Raw genomic sequence first — 18,676 nt, 5'->3', positions numbered from 1 at the left:
CCGGCGACTGTGCGGCAAATGGGCACGGGTGAACTTACCTTGGAGTAAGATAGGAGTTCACCCTGCGGTAGGAGAGTGGATGGCGGGCGGGACGAAGCGACTTCCCCGGGCGGTTCGCGAGCAGCAGATGCTCGATGCCGCCGTCGAGGTGTTCGCGCGCAAGGGCTTCCACGACACCTCGATGGACGCGATCGCGGCCGAGGCCAAGATCTCCAAGCCCATGCTCTACCTGTACTACGGCTCCAAGGACGAGCTGTTCCGCGCCTGCATCCAGCGCGAGGGCCTGCGCTTCATCGAAGCCGTCGCGCCCGCGGGCAACCCGCAGCTGACTCCACACGAGCAGGTCCGCACCGCGCTGGAGGGATTTCTCGACTTCGTCGACCGCAATCGCCAGTCCTGGCAGGTGCTCTACCGGCAGGCAATCGGCCAGCAAGCGTTCGCCTCCGAAATCGACAACGCCCGCGAGCGCGTCATCGAGCTCACCGCGAAACTGCTGGAATCCAGTGCCAAGCACGCCGATCCCGGCACCAATTTCGAGGTCGTCGCGGCCGCGGTGATCGGGGCGGGCGAGGCGATCGCCGACCGGGTCGCCGGCGGCCGGATCGAGGTGGCCGAGGCCGTCGACCTGCTCGACGATCTGGCCTGGCGCGGTCTGGCCGGGCGCAAGAAGACCGAATAGCCCGCCAGCGCTTGCTCGCGCTCGTCCGACCTGCCATCGTGCTCGACAGCGGGCGCGCAGGCGCGGCTGTCGTCGGACCGGACGGGCGCCCCGGAGTTCCACGACAGACGGGGTGGCAATGTTCGGTGTGTTGAAGCCGTGTGCGCACGGTGCGACGAAATACGGCATCGATCCGCAGCAGTGGCAGGCGCACATGTGCGGGCTGTGCCTGGGTCTGCGCGACGGGCAGGGTCAGCTGGCCCGCGCCGCGACCAACACCGACGCGATCGTGCTCAGCGTGCTCACCGAGGCGCAGTCCGGCGCCGCCGTCTCGCGCACCGCCGCCGGGCCGTGTCCGCTGCGCGGCATGCGCAGGGCCTCCGTGGTGGCGGCGAACGCACCCGGCGTGCAGCTGGCCGCCACGGCCTCATTGTTGTTGGGGGCAGCCAAGATCGGCGATCACGTCGACGACGGCGACACCGGACGGCTGGCCCGTCGGCCGATGCGCCGGGTGTCCGCCAACTGGTCTGCCGCCGCGCGGGCACAGGCCGACCGGATCGGTCTCGACGTGCGCCCGCTCCTCGCCGCCATCGCGTCCCAGTCCGCACTGGAAGCGCTTGCGGCTCATGGTGACTCGGTTGTGCCGCGACCGCAGCCCGGGCTGACGGGACGGACTCCGGTCGAGCCCGGTGTCGACGCGTCGTCGGCGGGGCTGGATCGCGATGATCGGTCCGCCGCGAGCGACGCGGCCGGTGGTCGGTGGCGGGGCGCCGGAGTGGCTCGGCCGGTGACGCTCGATGAACTCACCGGCCCGACTCAGCTCTGCGCGGCAACGCTTTTCGGCCACACCGCCACGCTCGCCGGTCGTCCGGAGAACGTCGCGGCGCTGACGGAGATCGGCCGCCACGTCGGCCGGATCGCGCACCTTGCCGACGCCATCGACGACCTGGAGCGCGATCGGCTGCGTGGCCGGTTCAACCCGCTGGAGGCCACCGGCACCGACCTGCCTCGCGCCTATGATCTGTTGCGCGAGAGCGAGTCCCGCATTCGCGCTGCCGCCGCCGAGGCGAAGCTGGACCAGCTGCCCACGGTCCGCTGGGCCCTGCTCGACCCGCTGTCCGCGCTGCTGCGCCGCCTGGGGCAAGGTCTCGGACTCGCTGTCGGCCATGTCTGCCGCACGTCGCCCGCGGCGCAACAGCATGCGCCGTACCAGTTCCCGTCCCCGCCCGGGCGCAGGCCGACCAGGAGGCCCGGCCCGCTCAAGGCGGGTGGGCTGATCCTGGGCGTCTACTGCACGGGCGTGGCGTGCTGTGTCGACCACACCAGCCCGTGCACCGGCGAGCAGAAGGACGCCTGGGCCAAGCACTGCGACTGCGGCGACTGCTGCGATTGCGGTGACTGCTGTAGCAACTGCTGCGGCGAGGACTGCGGGTGCGGCGACTGCTGCAGCTGCGACTGCAACTGCTAGGAAACCCTCACTCGCACTTCACGATCGGGATCGGGTCGTACTTCACGGTCCTGGTGTGCCGCGACACCTGCGCACCGGTCTTGCGATCGGTGATCACCCTGGTGTCGGAGATGGTGAAGCCGGGCGCGCCCTCGGAGGCGATGCAGTCCTTGCCCTTGGGCAGGGTGATCTCCTGCGGCTCGGTCGGTTTCGACTTCTCGCCGGTGATCGACTCCACGTCGACGGTCTTGGTGCCCCACAGCCGGACGGTGATGTCCGAGCCGGTCGCGACGGTCTGGATGTAGACGCCGGTCGCGGCGGTGTTGCGGAAGGCCAGGTCGATCGCGCCGTCGAAGACGGTGGCTTCGCGCGCCGCCGGGTACCGCGAGATGTAGTAGCTGTGCTCGGTGTGGCCCGCGTCCTCCATCCCGGCGAAGTAGGCGGCGTTGTACAGCGTGGTGGCGAACTGGCTGATGCCGCCGCCGACCGCGGTGCTCGGCCTGCCCTTGTCGATGATGCCCGACTCCACGTATCCCTCGGCCGCGGTGCGCGGACCGGTGAACTCGTTGAGCGAGAACGTGTCTCCCGGCTTCACCACGGCGCCGTTCACCTTCGCGGCGACGGTGCGGATGTTCACCCCGGAGGGGCCGCTGAAGCCACCGGTGGTGAATTCACCGATCATCTCGTTGATGCCGAGGCCGTTGGCGGCCTCGGTGGTGAGCTTCGGCTCGACCCGCTGGTACACCGCCTCGGCGGTCCGGTTGCCCGGCTGGGTCAGCAGCGCGGGCAGCTTCTCCAGCGTCTTCGGCCAGTCGATCTTGTTGCCGACCACGGCGGGCACCACGGTGGGCTTACCCGCGCCGACGGTGAAGGTGGCGTCCTTGGGTTCCACCTCGGACGCCGCGAGTTGTGGCGCGAGCGCGGCCACGGCGGCGGCCTCGTCGATCTTGGGCGCGAGGCCCCCGTTGCCGTCCGGCACGAAGCCGAGCACCCCGGCGATCTGCTCGGGGCTGAGCACGCCCTGGACGTTCTTGCCCTCGGCGTCCTTGCCCGTGACGGTGATGGGGGAGGCGACGGCCGGGGTGGCGATGTCGCGCAGCGCGGCCTGTACCGCTTCGGTACGCACGGCCACCGGCGCCGCGATCACCGGAAGCTCCAGCTCGTTGCTCGCGGCCCAGCGGTCGATGATCGTGGCGCGGGCGGTGGCGGTGTCGAGCACGCGGCCCGGGACCGGCGGCACCGCGACGGGTGTGCCGTTCTCGAAGCGCACCGTGCCCTCGACGGTGGGGTTGTCGTGCGCCTGGAAGTCGGCCACCTTGCGGTCGAGCGCGGCCGCGTCGACGGTGCTCACGACGGGCACGTCGCGGGTGCCGAACAGGGAGATCAGGCGGCGGAACGGGTTCATCGGCTGGTCGCCGACGGCGGCCCAGGTGCCGTTCCAGTCCACCTGCAGGCCCGACTCGGCGGGCACCATGGTGTCGCGGACGTCGCCGATGCGCACGGCCAGCGGGCGCTCGGCCTTCGGCCCGAGCTGCGCACGCAGTAAGTTGTCGGCCTCGGCCTTGTCCATCCCGCCGACCTCGACCCCGGCGACGACGACGCCGCGCGGCACCTCGCCGCTGCTGAGCGCCAGATCGGCCAGGTAGGCGGCGGTACCGAGGGCGAACACGGCGCCGACGGCGATACCGATCCGCTTGGCCAGTTGGTTGTTGCCCGGTCCGGTCGGCGGCTGCTGGGTGCTCGGCGCGGGCGACCAGCGGTCCCGGGTCACGGTGCTGATCGGCTGGGTGGGCAGGGCGGTGGTGTCGGCATCGAAAGTGCGATTTGCTTCGAGCAGCTTGCGTAGTCCGACCTCGCCCTGGTGTCGGTCTGCCGGTCCGCCGGCGTTCGACTGGCTGGGCACGGAGGTCCTTCCGTTGGGTGTCATGGCGACGTCTGGGAATCAGGTGCGCCTGGCCCCGATGTTTGTGGGCCCCGGGCCAAGGGTAATGGTGTTCGTCGCCCTCGGCAGCCTGGCAACAGCGTATGGACAGCAGGAAGGCTCCGCGTAGTTGCCGGGTCGGGGGTCTGGCAACTACACGGAGCCGATCTGTTTATCGGCCCTCGATCCAGGGCGTTACAGGCCGTTTCGGGAAAGTTTTTCCGGCCGAGGTGACGCCGCCCCGCACCCCCGCGCGGCGACGCGGGACAATCTGACGTGAGACTCGACACCAGGCACCGGACAACGAGGGAGAACTGATGCAGCTGGGAATGATCGGCCTGGGCCGGATGGGCGCCAATATCGTGCGCCGCATCGTGCGGGACGGGAACACCGCCGTCGGTCACGAACGCCATCAGGGCCACATCGACGAGCTGTCGGCCGAGCTCGGCGACAGCTTCAAGGGCAGCACCGACCTGAAGGAATTCGTCGCCATGCTCGACGCGCCGCGTGTGGTCTGGGTGATGATCCCGGCGGGCGCGACCGGTGCCGCGATCGACGAGCTGTCGGAACTGCTCGAGCCGGGCGACATCATCATCGACGGCGGCAACAGCCGCTACCACGAGGACATCAAGCGCGCGAAGGCGTTGGCGCCCAAGGGCATCCACTACCTCGACATCGGCACCTCCGGCGGCGTGTTCGGCCTGAAGCGCGGCTTCTGCCTGATGATCGGCGGCGAGGCCGAGCAGGTGAAGTACCTCGAGCCGCTGTTCCGGTCGATCGCCCCCGGTGTCGACGCGGCGCCGCGCACTCCCGGCCGCACCGGCGAGCCGACCCCCGCCGAGCAGGGCTGGCTGCACTGCGGCCCCGCGGGCGCGGGCCACTTCGTGAAGATGGTGCACAACGGCATCGAGTACGGCGCGATGGCCGCCTACGCCGAGGGCCTGAACATCCTCCAGCACGCGAACATGGGCGCCGCGCACGACGGCGGTGAGCACTCCGCCGAGGAGACCCCGCTCGAGAACCCCGAGTACTACCAGTACGACCTGGACATCCCGGACATCACCGAGGTGTGGCGGCGCGGCTCGGTCGTCGCCTCCTGGTTGCTCGACCTCACCGCGGGCGCCCTCTACGCCGACCCGAACCTGGACAGCTTCAGCGGCCGCGTCTCCGACTCCGGCGAGGGCCGCTGGACCATCGACGCGGCGATCGACACCGCGGTCCCGGTCCCGGTGCTCTCGGCGGCGCTGTTCCAGCGCTTCTCCTCGCGCGGTGAGGCCCTGTACGCCGACAAGATGCTCTCGGCCATGCGCAAGGCGTTCGGCGGCCACAACGAGCTGCCCGAGAAGTAGCCCCCTTGACGCCCGCGACCGGTCTTCCCTCGCCCGAGGGGAGGCCGGTTCGTCGTTTTCGGGTCGGATCGGGATGGGGCGAAATCTTCGGATGCTACGCGGAAAGTCCCCTGGAAAATAGTAAAACGTCAATGTTCCACAACGTTCGTATTTTTCAGGACAACCGTCCAGTCCGGCGGATACCTTCAGGTCAGAGGGGGTGTACCACTCGATGAGGATTCATCCCGGCTGCTGTTCGCCGGGGCTTTGGAGGAAATCATGTTCCGGACTTCGCGCATCGCCGCAGGCGTCGCCACCACCGCACTGGTCGTCGCCGGTGTCGGTGTCGGGCTCGGCTCCGGCGTCGCCGCCGCCGACACCGGCTGTGCGGTGAGCAGCCACGCCCAGAAGAAGGATGCGAGCACCGTCGGCGTCACCCACGTCTACGACAAGATCGCCAGCGCGGAGCAGATCGGTGTCGGCACCTCGGTCACCTACAAGGTGATCGTCGGCACCACCGGCATCGGCAACCCCTACGTCAACACCATCACCGACTTCCCGCCGGTCGGCTTCGGCGCGCCCACCAAGACCACCATCACCGCCTATCACGCCATCGGCGGCCAGGTCACCGAGGACGTCACCGCCGAGCCCAACGCCGGCGGCTGGAAGGTCACCAGCACCGGCTGGTTCGTCAACTCCGGCAACCCGGTCACCTTGACCATCACCTACCCGGTGCCCGACAGCGTCAAGGTCGGCCAGCAGGTCACCAGCGGTGGCGTCGGCGTCGCGGGCACCGTGGGCGTCAGCAACGAAATGCCCGGGCTCACCGCCTGTTTCACCGCGCGCGGCGCCAACGCGGGCGAGACCGTGATCGGCAGCCTCGGCGACAACGGTCTCGGTTCCTCCGACGGCCAGCTCAGCTCCACCGGTTCGCTGAGCGAGATCCTCTCCGACGTGCTGGGCAATCTGATCGGTAGCTGATCGCCCGGCACCTGGTCGCCGGGGCGGTCTCGCGCTGCCGCCCCGGCGTTCCCGGTCCATGAAACTCGTTCGGCCGCAGCCGGCCCGGCTGCCAGCTCGGTGAAGGAAGCATGTTCGTGTTCACTCTGCGAGCCGCCGTGGTGGCGGCACTGACCCTGGTGCTCTCGGCGACCTCGATCGGCGCCGCGGGCGCCGACGGCTCGCGGCTGGACCGGATCGAGCGGCCGGGCCAGCGGCAGCAGATGCTGCACGTCTACTCGGCGGCGATGGACCGGGTGATCCCGCTGCAGGTCATCACCCCGCACGACACCAGCGCGCCACGCCCCACCCTGTACCTGCTCAACGGCGCGGGCGGCGGCGAGGATGTCGCCAACTGGTACAACCAGACCGACATCGTGCAGTTCTTCGGCGACAAGAACGTCAACGTCGTCACCCCGGCCGCGGGCAAGTTCTCCTACTACACCGACTGGCTGCGCGACGATCCCGAACTGGGCCGCAACAAGTGGCAGACCTTCCTCACCGAGGAACTCCCGCCGATCATCGACGCGACGCTGAACACCACCGGCGTCAATGCCATCGCCGGACTGTCGATGTCGGCCACGGCCGTGCTGAATCTGGCCATCGCCGCGCCCGACCGCTACCGCGCCGTCGGCGCCTACAGCGGCTGCGCTTCGGTCGACGATCCGCTCGGCCGCACCGCCGTCGAACTCGTCCTGGCGCGCGCCGGCGCCGACCCGGCCAACATGTGGGGCGCCCCCGGCGACCCGGCCTGGCGCGCCAACGACCCGTATCTCAACGCGGAACGCCTGCGCGGCAAGACGATCTACCTCTCGAGCGCCACCGGCCTCCCCGGCGCGGCCGAGGCGCTGCCGCCCGGCGCGACCCCCGGCAAGGTCATCGGCATGACCGACCAGATCCTGCTCGGCGGCGCCATCGAGGTCGCGGCCAACCAGTGCACCCAGCGGCTGGCCGCCCGCCTGGCCGACCTGAACATCCCCGCCCACACCGAATTCCGCCCGGCGGGCACGCACACCTGGAAGTACTGGGAACAGGATCTGCACAAGTCCTGGCCGCTCTTCGCCGAAGCCATCGGCACGGAGTAAACCCTTCTGGCGCAAAGGGTTTCAGATAATAAAGTTCAGAAAGTGTTGGTAACGAACAGGTTGAGCCGCCCGATCTTCTGATCAGCTCCACCCAGTGTTATCGAAAGGCACCTCATGCACCGTCGAATGATCCGAGTCCTGGTCGCCACCGCCACTGTCGCCGGCATCGCCACCGCGGGCGCCGCCCCCGCCCTCGCCGCGCCCACCGCGGCCCCGGCCGTCATCGCCGAATCCGGCTCCGCCGGCACCGGCTCCGCCGGCACCGGCTCCGCCCTCATCGACTTCCCCCTCGGCATCATGAAGCTCATCATCTGCGGCCCCTGGGGCGCCGCCGAGCCCCACCCGAACCCCATGTGCCGCTGACGAGCACGCGCGCGCCGACGCCATCGGCGCGCGCCGAGCGCCTGTAGCTCCAGCTGATTCGTCCTTCGGTCGCCACCGCGGCTGTCGCTGGTACCGCCGCGGGCGCGCTCCGGGCGTCGCGGCCCGGCTTTCAATCGGCAGAATATTGCCGAATAAGTCCTGGTGAATCACTCACATGCGCCACTTCCGGCAGAAGCGGCAGAATATTGCCGAACTACTCTGTTGTGCCGTACTCTTTTAAGTTGGCGACCATATCGGCAGAATTCTGCCGCTGAAGGGTGGGCTGGTGGAGGCCTTGAGTGAGATAGGCGCCCGAATCCGTGCTGAGCGGCGGCGTCACCAACTGACACAGGAGCAGCTCGCGGAGATGGTGGGCGCGTCGACGCGCACTGTGCGAGACATCGAGCACGGAACCGGTTCGACCAGCATCGGCACCGTCGCCGCTGTGGCGGGTGCGGTCGGGCTGACCTTACAGGTCATGCCATGACGGACCTCGAGGCACTGCGCAGAGTGCGCGGTGCGGATGTCTACAAGGCGGGGTGTCTAGCTGCCTCGATCACCAGAGCGAAAGGGGGCGGAACGGAGTTCGCCTATTTGCCCGGATACTCCGGTGACCCTGTCGCATCGACCCTCCCCGTGGATGCCGCGCCGGTTATCAGCGCATCGGGTTCTGTGCCGGCGTTCTTCGCGGGCCTACTCCCAGAAGGCCACCGCTTGACGGTATTGCGTCGGGCGGTGAAGACGAGTGTGAATGATGAACTCAGTCTGCTGCTGGCCGTCGGAGCGGATGCGCCAGGTGATGTTCAGGTATATCCATCGGCCGATTCATCCTGAAATTGTCGCAGCCGAGTTACCCCTACCTGATCGAGAACGAGGCGGCGCACCTCAGTGCGGCGCACGTGATGAAGCTCCTGGTTTCCGAGGCGGATCTCGTGTACGACAAGGACGGGCTGCCCGGTCTCCTCGTCCGTCGATTCGATCGCGTCTTCGAGAGCGGGTCATGGCAGCGCCTGGCGTTCGAAGACGCCACCCAAATCCTCGGTCTGCCGCCGTCTGCCAAATACGGCGTCGATGCCGTCGATGCCGTCGCGGCGTTGGCTGGCGTGGTCGGCGCGCCGCTGGTAGCTGTGCGAAATCTCTACTTGCAGTTCGTATTCGCTTGGCTGACGGGAAACGGTGACCTGCACGGAAAGAATGTCGGGGCACTGCGCGACAGTGCGGGCCGATGGGCAGTCGCGCCGATCTACGACATACCTTGCACCCTCGTCTACGGTGATGATTCGATGGCGCTGCCCATCGCCGGACGCACAAAGAACCTGCGGGCGAACCACTGGATGGATTTCGCTGGGGAGATCGGCTTGCCGCGAAAGGCCGCGGTCTCGGCGCAGCGACTGGCGCTGCGAGCCGCGGCCGCAGTCGATTTCGAGCGGATACCGATCATTGGGTCGCCGAGAAACCACACCTTGCGCGAGCTTCGGCTACGCAGGGGCGAGTTGGCGAAGCTCGCCGAATAGCGGCGACACCCGGGTCGGGCGCCGCCGCTATCCGTTCAGCGAAGACTACCGCTCGATGATGGCGACGACGCCCTGGCCGCCCGCGGCGCAGATGGAGATCAGCGCGCGGCCGGATCCCTTCTCCGCCAGCATCTTCGCGGTCGAGGCGACGATGCGGCCGCCGGTCGCGGCGAACGGGTGGCCCGCGGCGAGCGAGGAACCGTTGACGTTGAGCTTGCTGCGGTCGATCGAACCCAGCGCGCCGTCCAGGCCGAGGCGCTCCTTGCAGTAGGCGTCGGACTCCCACGCGGCCAGCGTGCACAGCACCACGGAGGCGAAGGCCTCGTGGATCTCGTAGTAGTCGAAGTCCTGCAGGGTCAGGCCGTTGCGGGCCAGCATGCGCGGCACCGCGTAGGTGGGCGCCATCAGCAGGCCGTCGGGGCCGTGGATGTAGTCGACCGAGGCCACCTCGGAGTCGACCAGGTGCGCCAGCACCGGCAGGTTGCGCTCGGCGGCCCATTCGTCACTGGACAGCAGCACCGCCGACGCGCCGTCGGTGAGCGGGGTGGAGTTGCCCGCGGTCATGGTGGCGTCGCCCAGCTTGGTGCCGAACACCGGCTTGAGGGTGGCCAGCTTCTCCACGGTCGAGCCGGGACGCAGGTTGTCGTCGCGGGTCAGGCCGAGGAACGGGGTGATCAGGTCGTCGAAGAAGCCACGGTCGTAGGCGGCGGCCATGTTCTTGTGCGAGAGGTAGGCCAGCTCGTCCTGCGCCTCGCGGGCGATGCCGAACTCCTTGGCGGTGATGGCGGCGTGCTCACCCATCGACAGCCCGGTGCGCGGCTCGGCGTTGCGCGGGATCTCGATGCCCAGCATCGAGGGGCGCAGCTGGCCGACCAGCTTGAGCCGGTCCTTGTTGGTCTTGGCCCGGTTGGCGGTGAGCATCCACTCGCGCATGTCCTCGCTGACGCCGATCGGCGCGTCGGAGGTGGTGTCCGCGCCGCCGCCGATGCCGGACTCGATGCGCCCCATGGCGATCGCGTCACCGACGGTGACCACCGACTGCAGGCCGGTGCCACAGGCGAGCTGCAGGTCGTGGGCAGGGGTGTAGGGCGAGAGCTTGGAGCCGAGCACGCTCTCGCGGATCAGGCTGTGCTCGCCGACGCGCTTGAGCACCGCGCCGCCGACGACCATGCCCAGGCGCTCACCCTGCAGGCCGAACCGGCTGACCAGCCCGTCCAGGGTGGCCGTGAACATGTCCTGGTTCGACGCCTTCGCGTAGGCCTTGTCGGAGCGAGCGAACGGAATACGGTTACCGCCAACGATCGCGACCGGGCGCTGGGTCTTCGCGGTCTTGGCCGGGGTCTTCGCCGAGCGGGCTTTGCTTGTCACTCGAGTTCTCCATGGTCTCGTCGGGTGATCGGTTGTCATCCAACTTACTCTGGAGTAAGTTCGTTGTCGACACCGTACCCGCAAATGTGAGCTCACACGGGGGACACTGGGCGAGCACGGTCACATACACGTCGAGCACAGAGAAGGTAGGAACAGTGGCAGCCAAGAGCAAGGGCGCACCCAACCTCTACGGATCCTTCATCCACTCCGCCCCCGGCGCGTTCCTGGCGAGCAAGCTGGGTCTGCCCCAGCCGGCCGAGCTGCGCCGTTACAAGGCGGGCGAGCCCGCCCTGCCCGGCCCGGTGCTGCTTGGCGGCAAGGGCCGGTTGGCCGAGCCGGTCCGCGCGCTGCTCTCGGCGGACTACACCGTCGCGGACTCGCTCGACGCGGGCACCAAGTACGGCGCCCTGGTGTTCGACGCCACCGGCATCGACTCCATCGACAAGCTCTCGCAGCTGTTCGAATTCTTCCAGCCCGCCATGCGCAACCTCGCACCTTCGGGGCGTGTCGTGGTTCTGGGTACCACGCCGGAGCTGGTCGGCTCGGTCGACGAGCAGATCGCCCAGCGCGCGCTCGAGGGCTTCACCCGCTCGGTCGCCAAGGAGCTGCTGCGCGGCGCCACCGGTCAGCTGGTCTACGTGCACCCCGAGGCGGGCGCCGCCGCGACCGGCCTGGAGTCCACCCTGCGCTTCCTGCTCTCGGGCAAGTCGGCCTTCGTCGACGGCCAGGTCATCCGGGTCGGCAAGGCCGAGTCCGTGGCGCCGGCCAGCTGGGACAAGCCGCTCGCGGGCAAGGTCGCCGTCGTCACCGGCGCGGCCCGTGGCATCGGCGCCACCATCGCCGAGGTCTTCGCGCGTGACGGCGCCACCGTCATCGTCGCCGACATCCCCGCCGCGGGCGAGGCCCTGTCCGAGACCGCGAACAAGGTCGGCGGCACCGCCCTGGCCCTGGACGTCACCGCGCCCGACGCCGCCGAGCGTCTCGCCGAGTTCGCCACCGAGCGTTTCGGCGGCATCGACATCGTCGTGCACAACGCCGGCATCACCCGCGACAAGCTGCTCGCCAATATGGACGAGGGCCGCTGGAACTCGGTCATCAACGTCAACCTCGCCGCTCCGCACCGCATCACCACCGGGCTGGTGGCCAAGGGCGTGCTCAAGGAGGGCGGCCGCGTGATCGACGTGTCCTCCATCGCCGGCATCGCGGGCAACCGCGGCCAGACCAACTACGGCGCTTCCAAGGCCGGCGTCATCGGCATGGTCGACGCCGAGGCCCCGCTGCTGTCGGAGAAGGGCATCACCATCAACGCGGTGGCCCCCGGCTTCATCGAGACCGCGATGACCGCCGCCATCCCGCTCGGCACCCGCGAGGCAGGCCGCCTGATGAGCTCGCTGCTGCAGGGCGGTCAGACCGTCGACGTCGCCGAGACCATCGCCTACTTCGCCAGCCCGGCGTCGAACGCGGTGAGCGGCAACGTGGTTCGCGTCTGCGGGCAGAGCCTGATCGGCGCCTGATGACCCAGACGATCACCCTCACCGAGGTACCGAAGAACGGCGGGCTGTACGCGAAGGCGGCGCTGGGCGCCGTCCCGCTGCCCGGCCCGCTCTCGGGCCGCAAGCCGGCCCTGCCCGACCGCCGCGTCGTCCTCGACGGGTTCCAGGTCGACCCCGATCACCTGGCCGCGTACTGCCACGCGACCGGTCTGCGCTTCAGCGACACCCTGCCGCTGACGTACCCGTTCATCCTGTCGTTCCCGCTGATGATGGAACTGCTGGTGGCGCGGGACTTCCCGTTCACCGCGGTGGGTTCGGTGCACCTGGGCAACGTCATCGAGCGCACCAGGGAGATCTCGGTCGCCGAGCCGCTCGATTTCACCGCCCACATCGAGAACCTCCGGGAGCACCCGAAGGGTCTGCTGATCGACGCGGTGACCGAGATCCGGGTCGGCCGCGAACTCGTCTGGCGCCAGGTCTCGACCATGCTGCACCAGCAGCGCACGTCGCTGTCCGGCGGTCCGAAGCCCGAGCCGCCGGTGGAGGAGGTGCCGCCGCCCCCGCTGCGCGTGCAGCGCGTCGATCAGAAGATGATCAACCGCTACGCCGCCGCGTCCGGCGACCGCAACCCCATCCACGTCTCCGGCCTCGGCGCCAAGGCGATGGGTTTCCCGAAGACCATCGCCCACGGCATGTGGTCGGCCGCGAACATTCTCAGCACCATCGAGGGTCGCGTTCCTGAAAAGACCACGTACTCGGTGAAATTCGGTAAGCCGATCTTCCTGCCGTCCGCAGTGAACATCTACGCCGAACAGGTCGGCGGCGGCTGGGATCTCTCCATGCTGCACCCCAAGAAGGGCTACCCCCACCTCACCGCGACTTTGCGCTGATCGCAGGGGAATTCGACGGGCCGCACATCCGAAAGGGTGTGCGGCCCGTAGTATTTTCTGAACAGCGTTGCGGCGCAATCGTTCATAGTCTGGCACTTGTTACAGTGAGATCAATCATGGCATGAACCGATGGTTAGCTGGGTATTACTCGGAGTTAGCCATCGGGATGCTACTCACCGTTTTCGAAACACCCCTCGTTCGCATTTTGTTCGCCTCTCATTTGATCGATTGCGCAGCGGAAACGATTCTCTGTCACCGAATCGGACGCGGTGCGAATTCCCGCGACTCGAGGAATCGATCTGAAACCCTCGCGACGAGTCGATTACCACCCTCGCCGCCAGCAACATTCCGGCATCCGCCCAGAGCCTGCCCCGAAAACCACGGGCTGGGGCCATCGATCAGCACCGTGTTAGAACTTCGTGGACCGGCGATGACGTCGGCATTCATGCTTTCAATCGAGGGGTTCCAGTTTCATGAAGAAGTTCCGCACGCTCGGGTTCGGCATCGTCGTCGCGGCGGGTCTGGCCATGTTCGGTACCGGTGTGGCAACCGCTGAGGACACCACCCCGCCGGCGACCGGCGGCGGCACCGAGACCGAGGCGGGCACCGGCTCGGCCGACGGCCTGGCCGCCATCCTGGAATCCCTGAGCTCCGGTTCCGCGGGCACCGAGACCGCCGACAAGGCCAAGAAGGTCATCGCGGACGAGACCGACCCCGAGGCCGACACCGGCTCCGCCACCGGCCTCGCCGCCCTCCTCGAGGCCCTGACCACCGGCTCCGCCGGCGCCGAAGAGACCGAGACCACCGACGCCGCCGCCATCAACGAGGAAGAGCCCGTCGAGACCGGCTCCGCCGAGGGCCTGGCCGCCGTCCTCGAGGGCCTGCTCGCCGGCTCCTCCGCCGCCGAAGAGCCGGAGACCGAAGCCACCGAGTGATCCACTCCCACAACGCCGAATGCCCCACCTCTTCAGGTGGGGCATTCGGCGTTTTTAGGCTGAAGATGGATCAATTACGCCGAGCAGCCCGAATTCCATTCACGTAGGCCGCCACGATCCGCAGATCACCCTCCGACAACCCGGAGAGGTCGACGATCCCATTAGCGGGTGCCGCCGCGGGTTCCACTGCCTCGACCGGATCGAGTCCAGCCTGCTGCAACAAGGGCTCGGCATCGAGGCCCACGGCCGCCGCCATCGCCTGCAGAGTCTCGGCGGTCGTGCTGGCGGGCACCTTGCGGCCCCGCTTGTATTGGGTTCCGTTCTCCACCTGTGTCCACAAGCTGGTGCTGATTCGTGCTGCCTTGGCGGCGCGGTCCATCGACATCTCGCGCTCCTTGCGAGCAAGCCGCAGGGTGGCGCTGACCTCGGGCGGGACCACCGCGCTCCGTTGTCTCACCATGTACTCAGGGTAGCAGATTGTTTGCACTGATGCATGAAGTGCATGCACCGCTGAGCTGCGAACTTGCGAATACGGCCTGGTCGATGATTGTCAATCCTAACAGTACACAGCGAATTTGTTTGTGGCGCCAGGTAACTGGGTAAGCGGATCTGCCGTCCCCGCTTGACACGCGCCTTCTAACAACGTTGCATACAACGAGTGTTGGATTGTGGGTCTCACTGGGAGTCGCTCCCTGACACCGCCCAGGCGCGCATCCATCTTCGGCCGCGCTACGCCAGGGTGCGACCTGGGCCGTGGGGCCCGCTCTCGACTGAAGGGGAAAGTACATGGCCACAGGCGATGCCGTGACGGCGTCGAACCGCACGCGGGAGGATTCGTGCGGTGTGACCCCGCTGGACAGATGGGTGGACGACACGCATCTGTACCTGGATCGGGCTGTTGCCAGGGAGCTGGCGCGCACCCTCGGCGACATTCCCGATCTGGCTGAGGATTTGGCGGATGCGCGCACACGTCAGACCCGGCTCGGTGCTGTGGACTACCGCACGCGCGACGGCGCGCGGGAACAGCGACTCCCGTTCAATCCGGCGGCAGCCCGCGCCGAGGACGACCTGCAAGCCGTGCTGGTGTCCTGGATCCGGTTGGTCTGCGAAGAGCGTGGAATCACCTACAACGGTGACGTGAGCATCGCCGGTATGGCGGAGTGGCTGCAGCGCAACATCATTGCTCTGGCGATGACGGAGGGGGTCGAGGCCGCTCCCGGCGAAATCGCGGCCGCAGTGGCCGCCGCAGAGGCGATCGTCTGCCCGCCCATTGGCGCGGATGCCGTCGATGCGGACCTCGTGGCGCGCGCCAGGGCGGTCCGGCTCAACGCCGCCGGGATCGGCAAGCTGGCTGAGCAACTCGGCGACGAGTACCGCGGCCTGACGGTGCGGCGCATGCGGACGCTGCGTGCGGCCGGGCTGATTCGGCCGGTCCCCGGACCTTGGTCGCGCGACTGGCCCGAACTGTACGTCGTCGGTGAGGTCTTGGACGCGCACCTGGCCTTGCCGGTGCGCAGACGAACAGAGGCATAGCGAACGGAAAGACCCAGCGGGGCGTCGGCACAGTGTTGCCGGCGCCCCGCTGGCGTTGTGTGGACACATCTCGAACCGATCTCACGACGGTCGTTAAACCCTTAGGCCACCGTGGATTTCGGTGCGGTACGCGCGGTGGTGGCAGGCGGCGCAGGTACTTCTACCTGCAATTTCGGGCAGATCCTCAGGGGGAGTTGACAATCGAAGAGTGGCGGTGCAAACTAGTCGCAGCGGGAATTCGCATGCCCAAAAGTAGTTTGGGCCAACAGAACTCGCCCTTCTCGAACGCCTCCCCCTCAGATCCTGATCGAGGTCCACGTCTTCGTCGACGTTAGAATGGGACGCGTGCTCTCAACCGAGAGCCTCCTGTATTTCGGCTGCTGGGTGAGGTCTTCTTGTGTCAGGTGCATACGATGCGTTCACGCCCGACGACTCGGGCAAGCCCACAGAAGAACGGTCTGTCCACGACAGTGGTGGAACGGTACGGCGTGGGGACGAATCGATCGCGTCGCGGTGGAACCGGTCCGGGCACATCGACCTCTCCGAAATCTGCGTAGAGGACCTGCAAGTCGTCGCCGGTGCCGTCGAGCGTTGGCGGTCGTTACGACCGGCGCGGACGGCGGGCCGTCACTCAGCTCGGTGACCTGATTCCCGCGCTGTCCAGGTGGTGACGGTGCGGCTGGGTCGAGATCGGTGCCGAGACGTGAGAGTTGTGTGTCCCATGGGTGTTGAAGGTGAGTCGGAGTCCGCACGGTACGACCGACAAGATATCGCGGTGCAGCGCAACGGGTTCAATGCCCAGGAAGTGGCTTTCAGCCAAGGAATCCGGGTGGATTCGGCCGTGGTGTACGACTTCGTGTCCTACTGGTCGGTCGCCGATCGCGCTGTGTTGATCCAAGCTGACCTGTCCGGTCATGTGCGGAACGAAGTCATCGCGCATTCGGTCGCCCACATCGAGATGGCCGAGTCGCCGGAGCTGGCCGCGGCGCTGGACGGCGAGCGCTGGCGCGGCCGTATCGAGATGCAGGTCCACGATGTCGTAGCGCATCGGCTGATCCCAGTGAGCAGCCTGCGCGACGCACTGGAGATCGCCAACAACCTGGCCGATGTCGCGGCCATCCTCGGCGTCACCGAGTTCCTCCTCGGCTGGCGTCTGCAACATCTGGCGAACGACGAATTCGCTGTGATTCCGGTACACCTGCTCAACCGCCTCGGGTGGCTTCCCGGCATGACGACGCCGTACCCCTACCGCTGTCTGTGGCCGGCTGCCAGCTCCGGGGAGATGTTGCGCCAGCTGGCTCCTGGCCGACATCACCGATAGCCGGTTCGGCCACCACACCACGCCCTCGATTCCGTCCTCGGATCGGGGGCTTTGTCATCGGCGCCTCAGCGCCGACCTACCAGCTCATGCGGCAGGCCCCCGGACAACAAGCGTGATCCAGCGGGTTCAGAGCCCGCCGCATGCCCGCCCCTGACGCGCCCGTCTCCCGCAGTGGATCTGTGGTCGCAGGCGTTGTCGCAGCGCAGGGGCGAATCGGTCCCGCTCCGGACACGTGAGTCGTCCGGAGCGGGACCTCCCCTTCCAGAGAGGTATCAACATGTCCCTGTGGTCTCCGAAAGGTCGGCCGAGTAAGGACGCCCGCACCATCGATGTCCTCGTGGTCGGCGGCACCTGGAATCCCGGTGGTGACGGCGTCACGGGCGCGTTCATCGATGCGCTGAACCGATCGATGTTCACCCCGCGGATGGTCGCCTATCCCGCCGACTACGGCACCGATGTGAGCTACGCCGAAAGTGTCGCCGAAGGCAAACGGGCACTGCTCGCCGCGATCGACAGAACGCCCAATCCAGTAGTTCTCGCGGGCTACTCGCAGGGTGCGGCGGTCGCCGGCGACGTGGCAGCGGAGATCGGACGCGGTGAACATCCCGGCCGCGAGGTGATCGCGTGCGCCCTGATCGCGGATCCACGGCGACCCGCCGGTCAGTACCTCGGCGAGGTCGACCCCGGCGGCTACGGCGTGGTGGGCGAACGGCCGATCGAAGGTGTTCCGGCGTATTGGGCAGCGGCTCCCGGCGATCCCATCACGGCGCTCCCCGCCGGCAATCCGTTGCGGACCATCGCGGACCTGAGTGCGTTCTTCAGCTTCGCGAGTCCGCACGCGGCGGTCCGCTGGGCGCAACGGATGCTCGACACCGCGACCCGAAACCAGTTGCAGCGCTGGTGGTCACCGGCGAACTGGCGCCAGTGGTCAGGTGCTGTCGCCTATGCCCGCGGATATCTGTTCGACGGCAGGCACACCACCGACTACGTGCGCCACGGACACGCCCGCGCTTTGGCCCAGGCGCTGAACCGCGATGTCGCCGAGGGCCGCATCTGATCACCGCCCTCGCGCTCGAACCTTCTGGAAAGGAACACATCATGCGTATCAGCAAGGTGCCGGAGCCCGCGCTGATCCGGTCGATACTCGTCGCGGTGACCGGTGTGGTCGCGTACCTCATCGGCCGTGAAGTCGACATAGCGTGGGTGGAAACCCTGCTCACTCTCTACGGTTTGGCCACGCCGGTGATCGCCGGAGCGATCATCAGGCCCGCGGTGACGCCGGTGACCGGATCGGCGGGTGAAGCACATGGCGTCGTGGTTGAGCCCTGAGTTCGTCCAGGCGACAGGAGTCGCCGTAGCCACGGTGATCGGCGCCGTGACCGCCTGGCAGGCCCGAGAAGTCGCCAAACTGCGTGAACGCGTGGTGGCGCTCGAGGAGCAGGCCGCTGACGACAAGCTGCGATTCCGTGACGCGATCCGCCTGATCCGCGCACTGCAGCGGCACATCGACGAACTGCTCGGTTTCCTGCGCCTGCACGTCCCCGGTCAGGAACCACCGGTGGCCCAGTACAAGATCCCGGCCACCCTCCAAGAGGAAATCTGACGGAGCCACCAGGCTCCGGTCCTGAAACCGCATGCGGCACGCCCCCGGAGAACACTCGATACGGTGCGGGATTCGAGCCCGCCGCATGCCGCGCCCCTGATACGCCCGTCTCCCGTAGGTGGTCTGCGGTCGAGATGCCGTCGCTGCATCAGGTGCGCACGTCCCGCCCTCGGCACTTCCCCCTCATCGCCGAGGGCGGGACCACAAACCTTCACCCT

20 protein-coding genes are annotated in these 18,676 nt (G+C 67.9%); 17 read left to right on the top strand and 3 right to left on the bottom strand.

Features of this window, described 5'->3' with window-relative positions; genetic code table 11:
- The first annotated feature begins 79 nt into the window (after positions 1-79).
- The gene (locus tag DFR69_RS12680) at positions 80-679 is read left to right on the top strand and encodes a TetR/AcrR family transcriptional regulator (protein ID WP_110037727.1); all 600 of its coding nucleotides are present in this window, start codon (positions 80-82) and stop codon (positions 677-679) included.
- Between the two features lie 118 nt (positions 680-797).
- Complete coding sequence (locus DFR69_RS34815; RefSeq protein ID WP_186817349.1) at positions 798-2,126, top strand: DUF5685 family protein; 1,329 nt, start codon at positions 798-800, stop codon at positions 2,124-2,126.
- 7 nt (positions 2,127-2,133) lie between these two features.
- On the opposite strand, the gene DFR69_RS12665 is transcribed toward DFR69_RS34815, so the two are convergent.
- On the bottom strand, positions 2,134-4,008 hold the full coding sequence (locus DFR69_RS12665; RefSeq protein WP_110038251.1) for a VanW family protein: 1,875 nt from the start codon (positions 4,006-4,008) through the stop codon (positions 2,134-2,136).
- A 335-nt stretch (positions 4,009-4,343) separates the two neighbouring features.
- Here DFR69_RS12665 and gnd point away from each other — a divergent pair, with 335 nt between their 5' ends.
- From gnd to DFR69_RS12635, 7 genes are all read left to right on the top strand, one after another.
- Positions 4,344-5,375 carry a phosphogluconate dehydrogenase (NAD(+)-dependent, decarboxylating) gene (gnd, locus tag DFR69_RS12660; protein ID WP_110037726.1) on the top strand — a complete coding sequence of 344 codons (1,032 nt, stop codon included), beginning with the start codon at positions 4,344-4,346 and terminating at the stop codon, positions 5,373-5,375.
- Between the two features lie 258 nt (positions 5,376-5,633).
- Positions 5,634-6,335, top strand: coding sequence for a hypothetical protein (locus DFR69_RS12655; RefSeq protein ID WP_110038250.1), 702 nt, complete (start codon positions 5,634-5,636; stop codon positions 6,333-6,335).
- Positions 6,336-6,445: 110 nt separating this feature from the next.
- Complete coding sequence (locus tag DFR69_RS12650; protein ID WP_110037725.1) at positions 6,446-7,438, top strand: alpha/beta hydrolase; 993 nt, start codon at positions 6,446-6,448, stop codon at positions 7,436-7,438.
- Positions 7,439-7,564: 126 nt separating this feature from the next.
- Positions 7,565-7,801, top strand: a complete 237-nt coding sequence (locus tag DFR69_RS34440) for a hypothetical protein (RefSeq protein ID WP_167456254.1) — start codon at positions 7,565-7,567, stop codon at positions 7,799-7,801.
- A 286-nt stretch (positions 7,802-8,087) separates the two neighbouring features.
- On the top strand, positions 8,088-8,288 hold the full coding sequence (locus DFR69_RS35745) for a helix-turn-helix transcriptional regulator (RefSeq protein ID WP_110037723.1): 201 nt from the start codon (positions 8,088-8,090) through the stop codon (positions 8,286-8,288).
- Positions 8,285-8,635, top strand: a complete 351-nt coding sequence (locus tag DFR69_RS35185) for a HipA N-terminal domain-containing protein (RefSeq protein ID WP_244198228.1) — start codon at positions 8,285-8,287, stop codon at positions 8,633-8,635. The genes DFR69_RS35745 and DFR69_RS35185 overlap by 4 nt, the downstream gene beginning before the upstream one ends.
- Before the next feature lie 2 nt (positions 8,636-8,637).
- Positions 8,638-9,315 (top strand): type II toxin-antitoxin system HipA family toxin, encoded by a 678-nt coding sequence (locus DFR69_RS12635; protein WP_244198227.1) that lies wholly within the window; start codon positions 8,638-8,640, stop codon positions 9,313-9,315.
- Between the two features lie 45 nt (positions 9,316-9,360).
- Here DFR69_RS12635 and DFR69_RS12630 read toward each other — a convergent pair whose 3' ends face one another.
- Positions 9,361-10,683, bottom strand: coding sequence for an acetyl-CoA C-acetyltransferase (locus tag DFR69_RS12630; protein ID WP_110037722.1), 1,323 nt, complete (start codon positions 10,681-10,683; stop codon positions 9,361-9,363).
- 155 nt (positions 10,684-10,838) lie between these two features.
- On the opposite strand from DFR69_RS12630, the gene DFR69_RS12625 reads away from it, so the two are divergent.
- The 3 genes from DFR69_RS12625 to DFR69_RS12615 all read left to right on the top strand — a co-directional run bounded on the left by DFR69_RS12625 (position 10,839) and on the right by DFR69_RS12615 (position 14,001).
- Positions 10,839-12,197: a 3-oxoacyl-ACP reductase gene (locus DFR69_RS12625; RefSeq protein ID WP_110037721.1), complete on the top strand. Its 1,359-nt coding sequence runs from the start codon at positions 10,839-10,841 to the stop codon at positions 12,195-12,197.
- Positions 12,197-13,066 (top strand): MaoC/PaaZ C-terminal domain-containing protein, encoded by an 870-nt coding sequence (locus tag DFR69_RS12620; protein WP_110037720.1) that lies wholly within the window; start codon positions 12,197-12,199, stop codon positions 13,064-13,066. Before DFR69_RS12625 ends, DFR69_RS12620 begins: the two co-directional genes overlap by 1 nt.
- 473 nt (positions 13,067-13,539) lie before the next feature.
- Positions 13,540-14,001 carry a hypothetical protein gene (locus tag DFR69_RS12615; RefSeq protein ID WP_110037719.1) on the top strand — a complete coding sequence of 154 codons (462 nt, stop codon included), beginning with the start codon at positions 13,540-13,542 and terminating at the stop codon, positions 13,999-14,001.
- A 70-nt stretch (positions 14,002-14,071) separates the two neighbouring features.
- Here the strand turns inward: DFR69_RS12615 and DFR69_RS12610 are convergent, their stop codons facing one another.
- Positions 14,072-14,461: a helix-turn-helix domain-containing protein gene (locus tag DFR69_RS12610; protein ID WP_146229274.1), complete on the bottom strand. Its 390-nt coding sequence runs from the start codon at positions 14,459-14,461 to the stop codon at positions 14,072-14,074.
- A gap of 326 nt (positions 14,462-14,787) precedes the next feature.
- Between DFR69_RS12610 and DFR69_RS12605 the strand changes: the two genes are divergently transcribed.
- The 5 genes from DFR69_RS12605 (at position 14,788) to DFR69_RS12585 (ending at position 18,458) form a co-directional block, all read left to right on the top strand.
- Positions 14,788-15,534: a hypothetical protein gene (locus DFR69_RS12605; protein WP_110037717.1), complete on the top strand. Its 747-nt coding sequence runs from the start codon at positions 14,788-14,790 to the stop codon at positions 15,532-15,534.
- Positions 15,535-16,309: 775 nt separating this feature from the next.
- On the top strand, positions 16,310-16,855 hold the full coding sequence (locus DFR69_RS12600; RefSeq protein ID WP_146229273.1) for an ImmA/IrrE family metallo-endopeptidase: 546 nt from the start codon (positions 16,310-16,312) through the stop codon (positions 16,853-16,855).
- A gap of 277 nt (positions 16,856-17,132) precedes the next feature.
- Positions 17,133-17,912 carry a PE-PPE domain-containing protein gene (locus DFR69_RS12595; RefSeq protein ID WP_110037715.1) on the top strand — a complete coding sequence of 260 codons (780 nt, stop codon included), beginning with the start codon at positions 17,133-17,135 and terminating at the stop codon, positions 17,910-17,912.
- Between the two features lie 41 nt (positions 17,913-17,953).
- Positions 17,954-18,184, top strand: coding sequence for a hypothetical protein (locus DFR69_RS12590; RefSeq protein WP_110037714.1), 231 nt, complete (start codon positions 17,954-17,956; stop codon positions 18,182-18,184).
- Positions 18,174-18,458: a hypothetical protein gene (locus tag DFR69_RS12585; protein ID WP_167456253.1), complete on the top strand. Its 285-nt coding sequence runs from the start codon at positions 18,174-18,176 to the stop codon at positions 18,456-18,458. The genes DFR69_RS12590 and DFR69_RS12585 overlap by 11 nt, the downstream gene beginning before the upstream one ends.
- Positions 18,459-18,676: the final 218 nt, after the last annotated feature.

The sequence above is a fragment of the Nocardia neocaledoniensis genome (genome assembly GCF_003182135.1).
GTDB classification, from domain to species: domain Bacteria; phylum Actinomycetota; class Actinomycetes; order Mycobacteriales; family Mycobacteriaceae; genus Nocardia; species Nocardia neocaledoniensis.
The sequence above is the reverse complement of the archived record's forward strand: the minus strand, read 5'-3'. Positions and strand labels throughout refer to the sequence as shown.

Excerpts from the sequence above, each read along its gene's own strand:
- DFR69_RS12655 (WP_110038250.1), top strand. The coding sequence starts at position 5,634 with ATGTTCCGGACTTCGCGCATCGCCGCAGGCGTCGCCACCACCGCACTG.
- DFR69_RS12610 (WP_146229274.1), bottom strand. The coding sequence starts at position 14,461 with ATGGTGAGACAACGGAGCGCGGTGGTCCCGCCCGAGGTCAGCGCCACC.
- DFR69_RS12620 (WP_110037720.1), top strand. The coding sequence starts at position 12,197 with ATGACCCAGACGATCACCCTCACCGAGGTACCGAAGAACGGCGGGCTG.
- DFR69_RS12680 (WP_110037727.1), top strand. The coding sequence starts at position 80 with ATGGCGGGCGGGACGAAGCGACTTCCCCGGGCGGTTCGCGAGCAGCAG.
- DFR69_RS12605 (WP_110037717.1), top strand. The coding sequence starts at position 14,788 with ATGGCCACAGGCGATGCCGTGACGGCGTCGAACCGCACGCGGGAGGAT.
- gnd (WP_110037726.1), top strand. The coding sequence starts at position 4,344 with ATGCAGCTGGGAATGATCGGCCTGGGCCGGATGGGCGCCAATATCGTG.
- DFR69_RS34440 (WP_167456254.1), top strand. The coding sequence starts at position 7,565 with ATGATCCGAGTCCTGGTCGCCACCGCCACTGTCGCCGGCATCGCCACC.
- DFR69_RS12590 (WP_110037714.1), top strand. The coding sequence starts at position 17,954 with ATGCGTATCAGCAAGGTGCCGGAGCCCGCGCTGATCCGGTCGATACTC.
- DFR69_RS35185 (WP_244198228.1), top strand. The coding sequence starts at position 8,285 with ATGACGGACCTCGAGGCACTGCGCAGAGTGCGCGGTGCGGATGTCTAC.
- DFR69_RS34815 (WP_186817349.1), top strand. The coding sequence starts at position 798 with ATGTTCGGTGTGTTGAAGCCGTGTGCGCACGGTGCGACGAAATACGGC.
- DFR69_RS12595 (WP_110037715.1), top strand. The coding sequence starts at position 17,133 with ATGTCCCTGTGGTCTCCGAAAGGTCGGCCGAGTAAGGACGCCCGCACC.
- DFR69_RS12650 (WP_110037725.1), top strand. The coding sequence starts at position 6,446 with ATGTTCGTGTTCACTCTGCGAGCCGCCGTGGTGGCGGCACTGACCCTG.
- DFR69_RS12615 (WP_110037719.1), top strand. The coding sequence starts at position 13,540 with ATGAAGAAGTTCCGCACGCTCGGGTTCGGCATCGTCGTCGCGGCGGGT.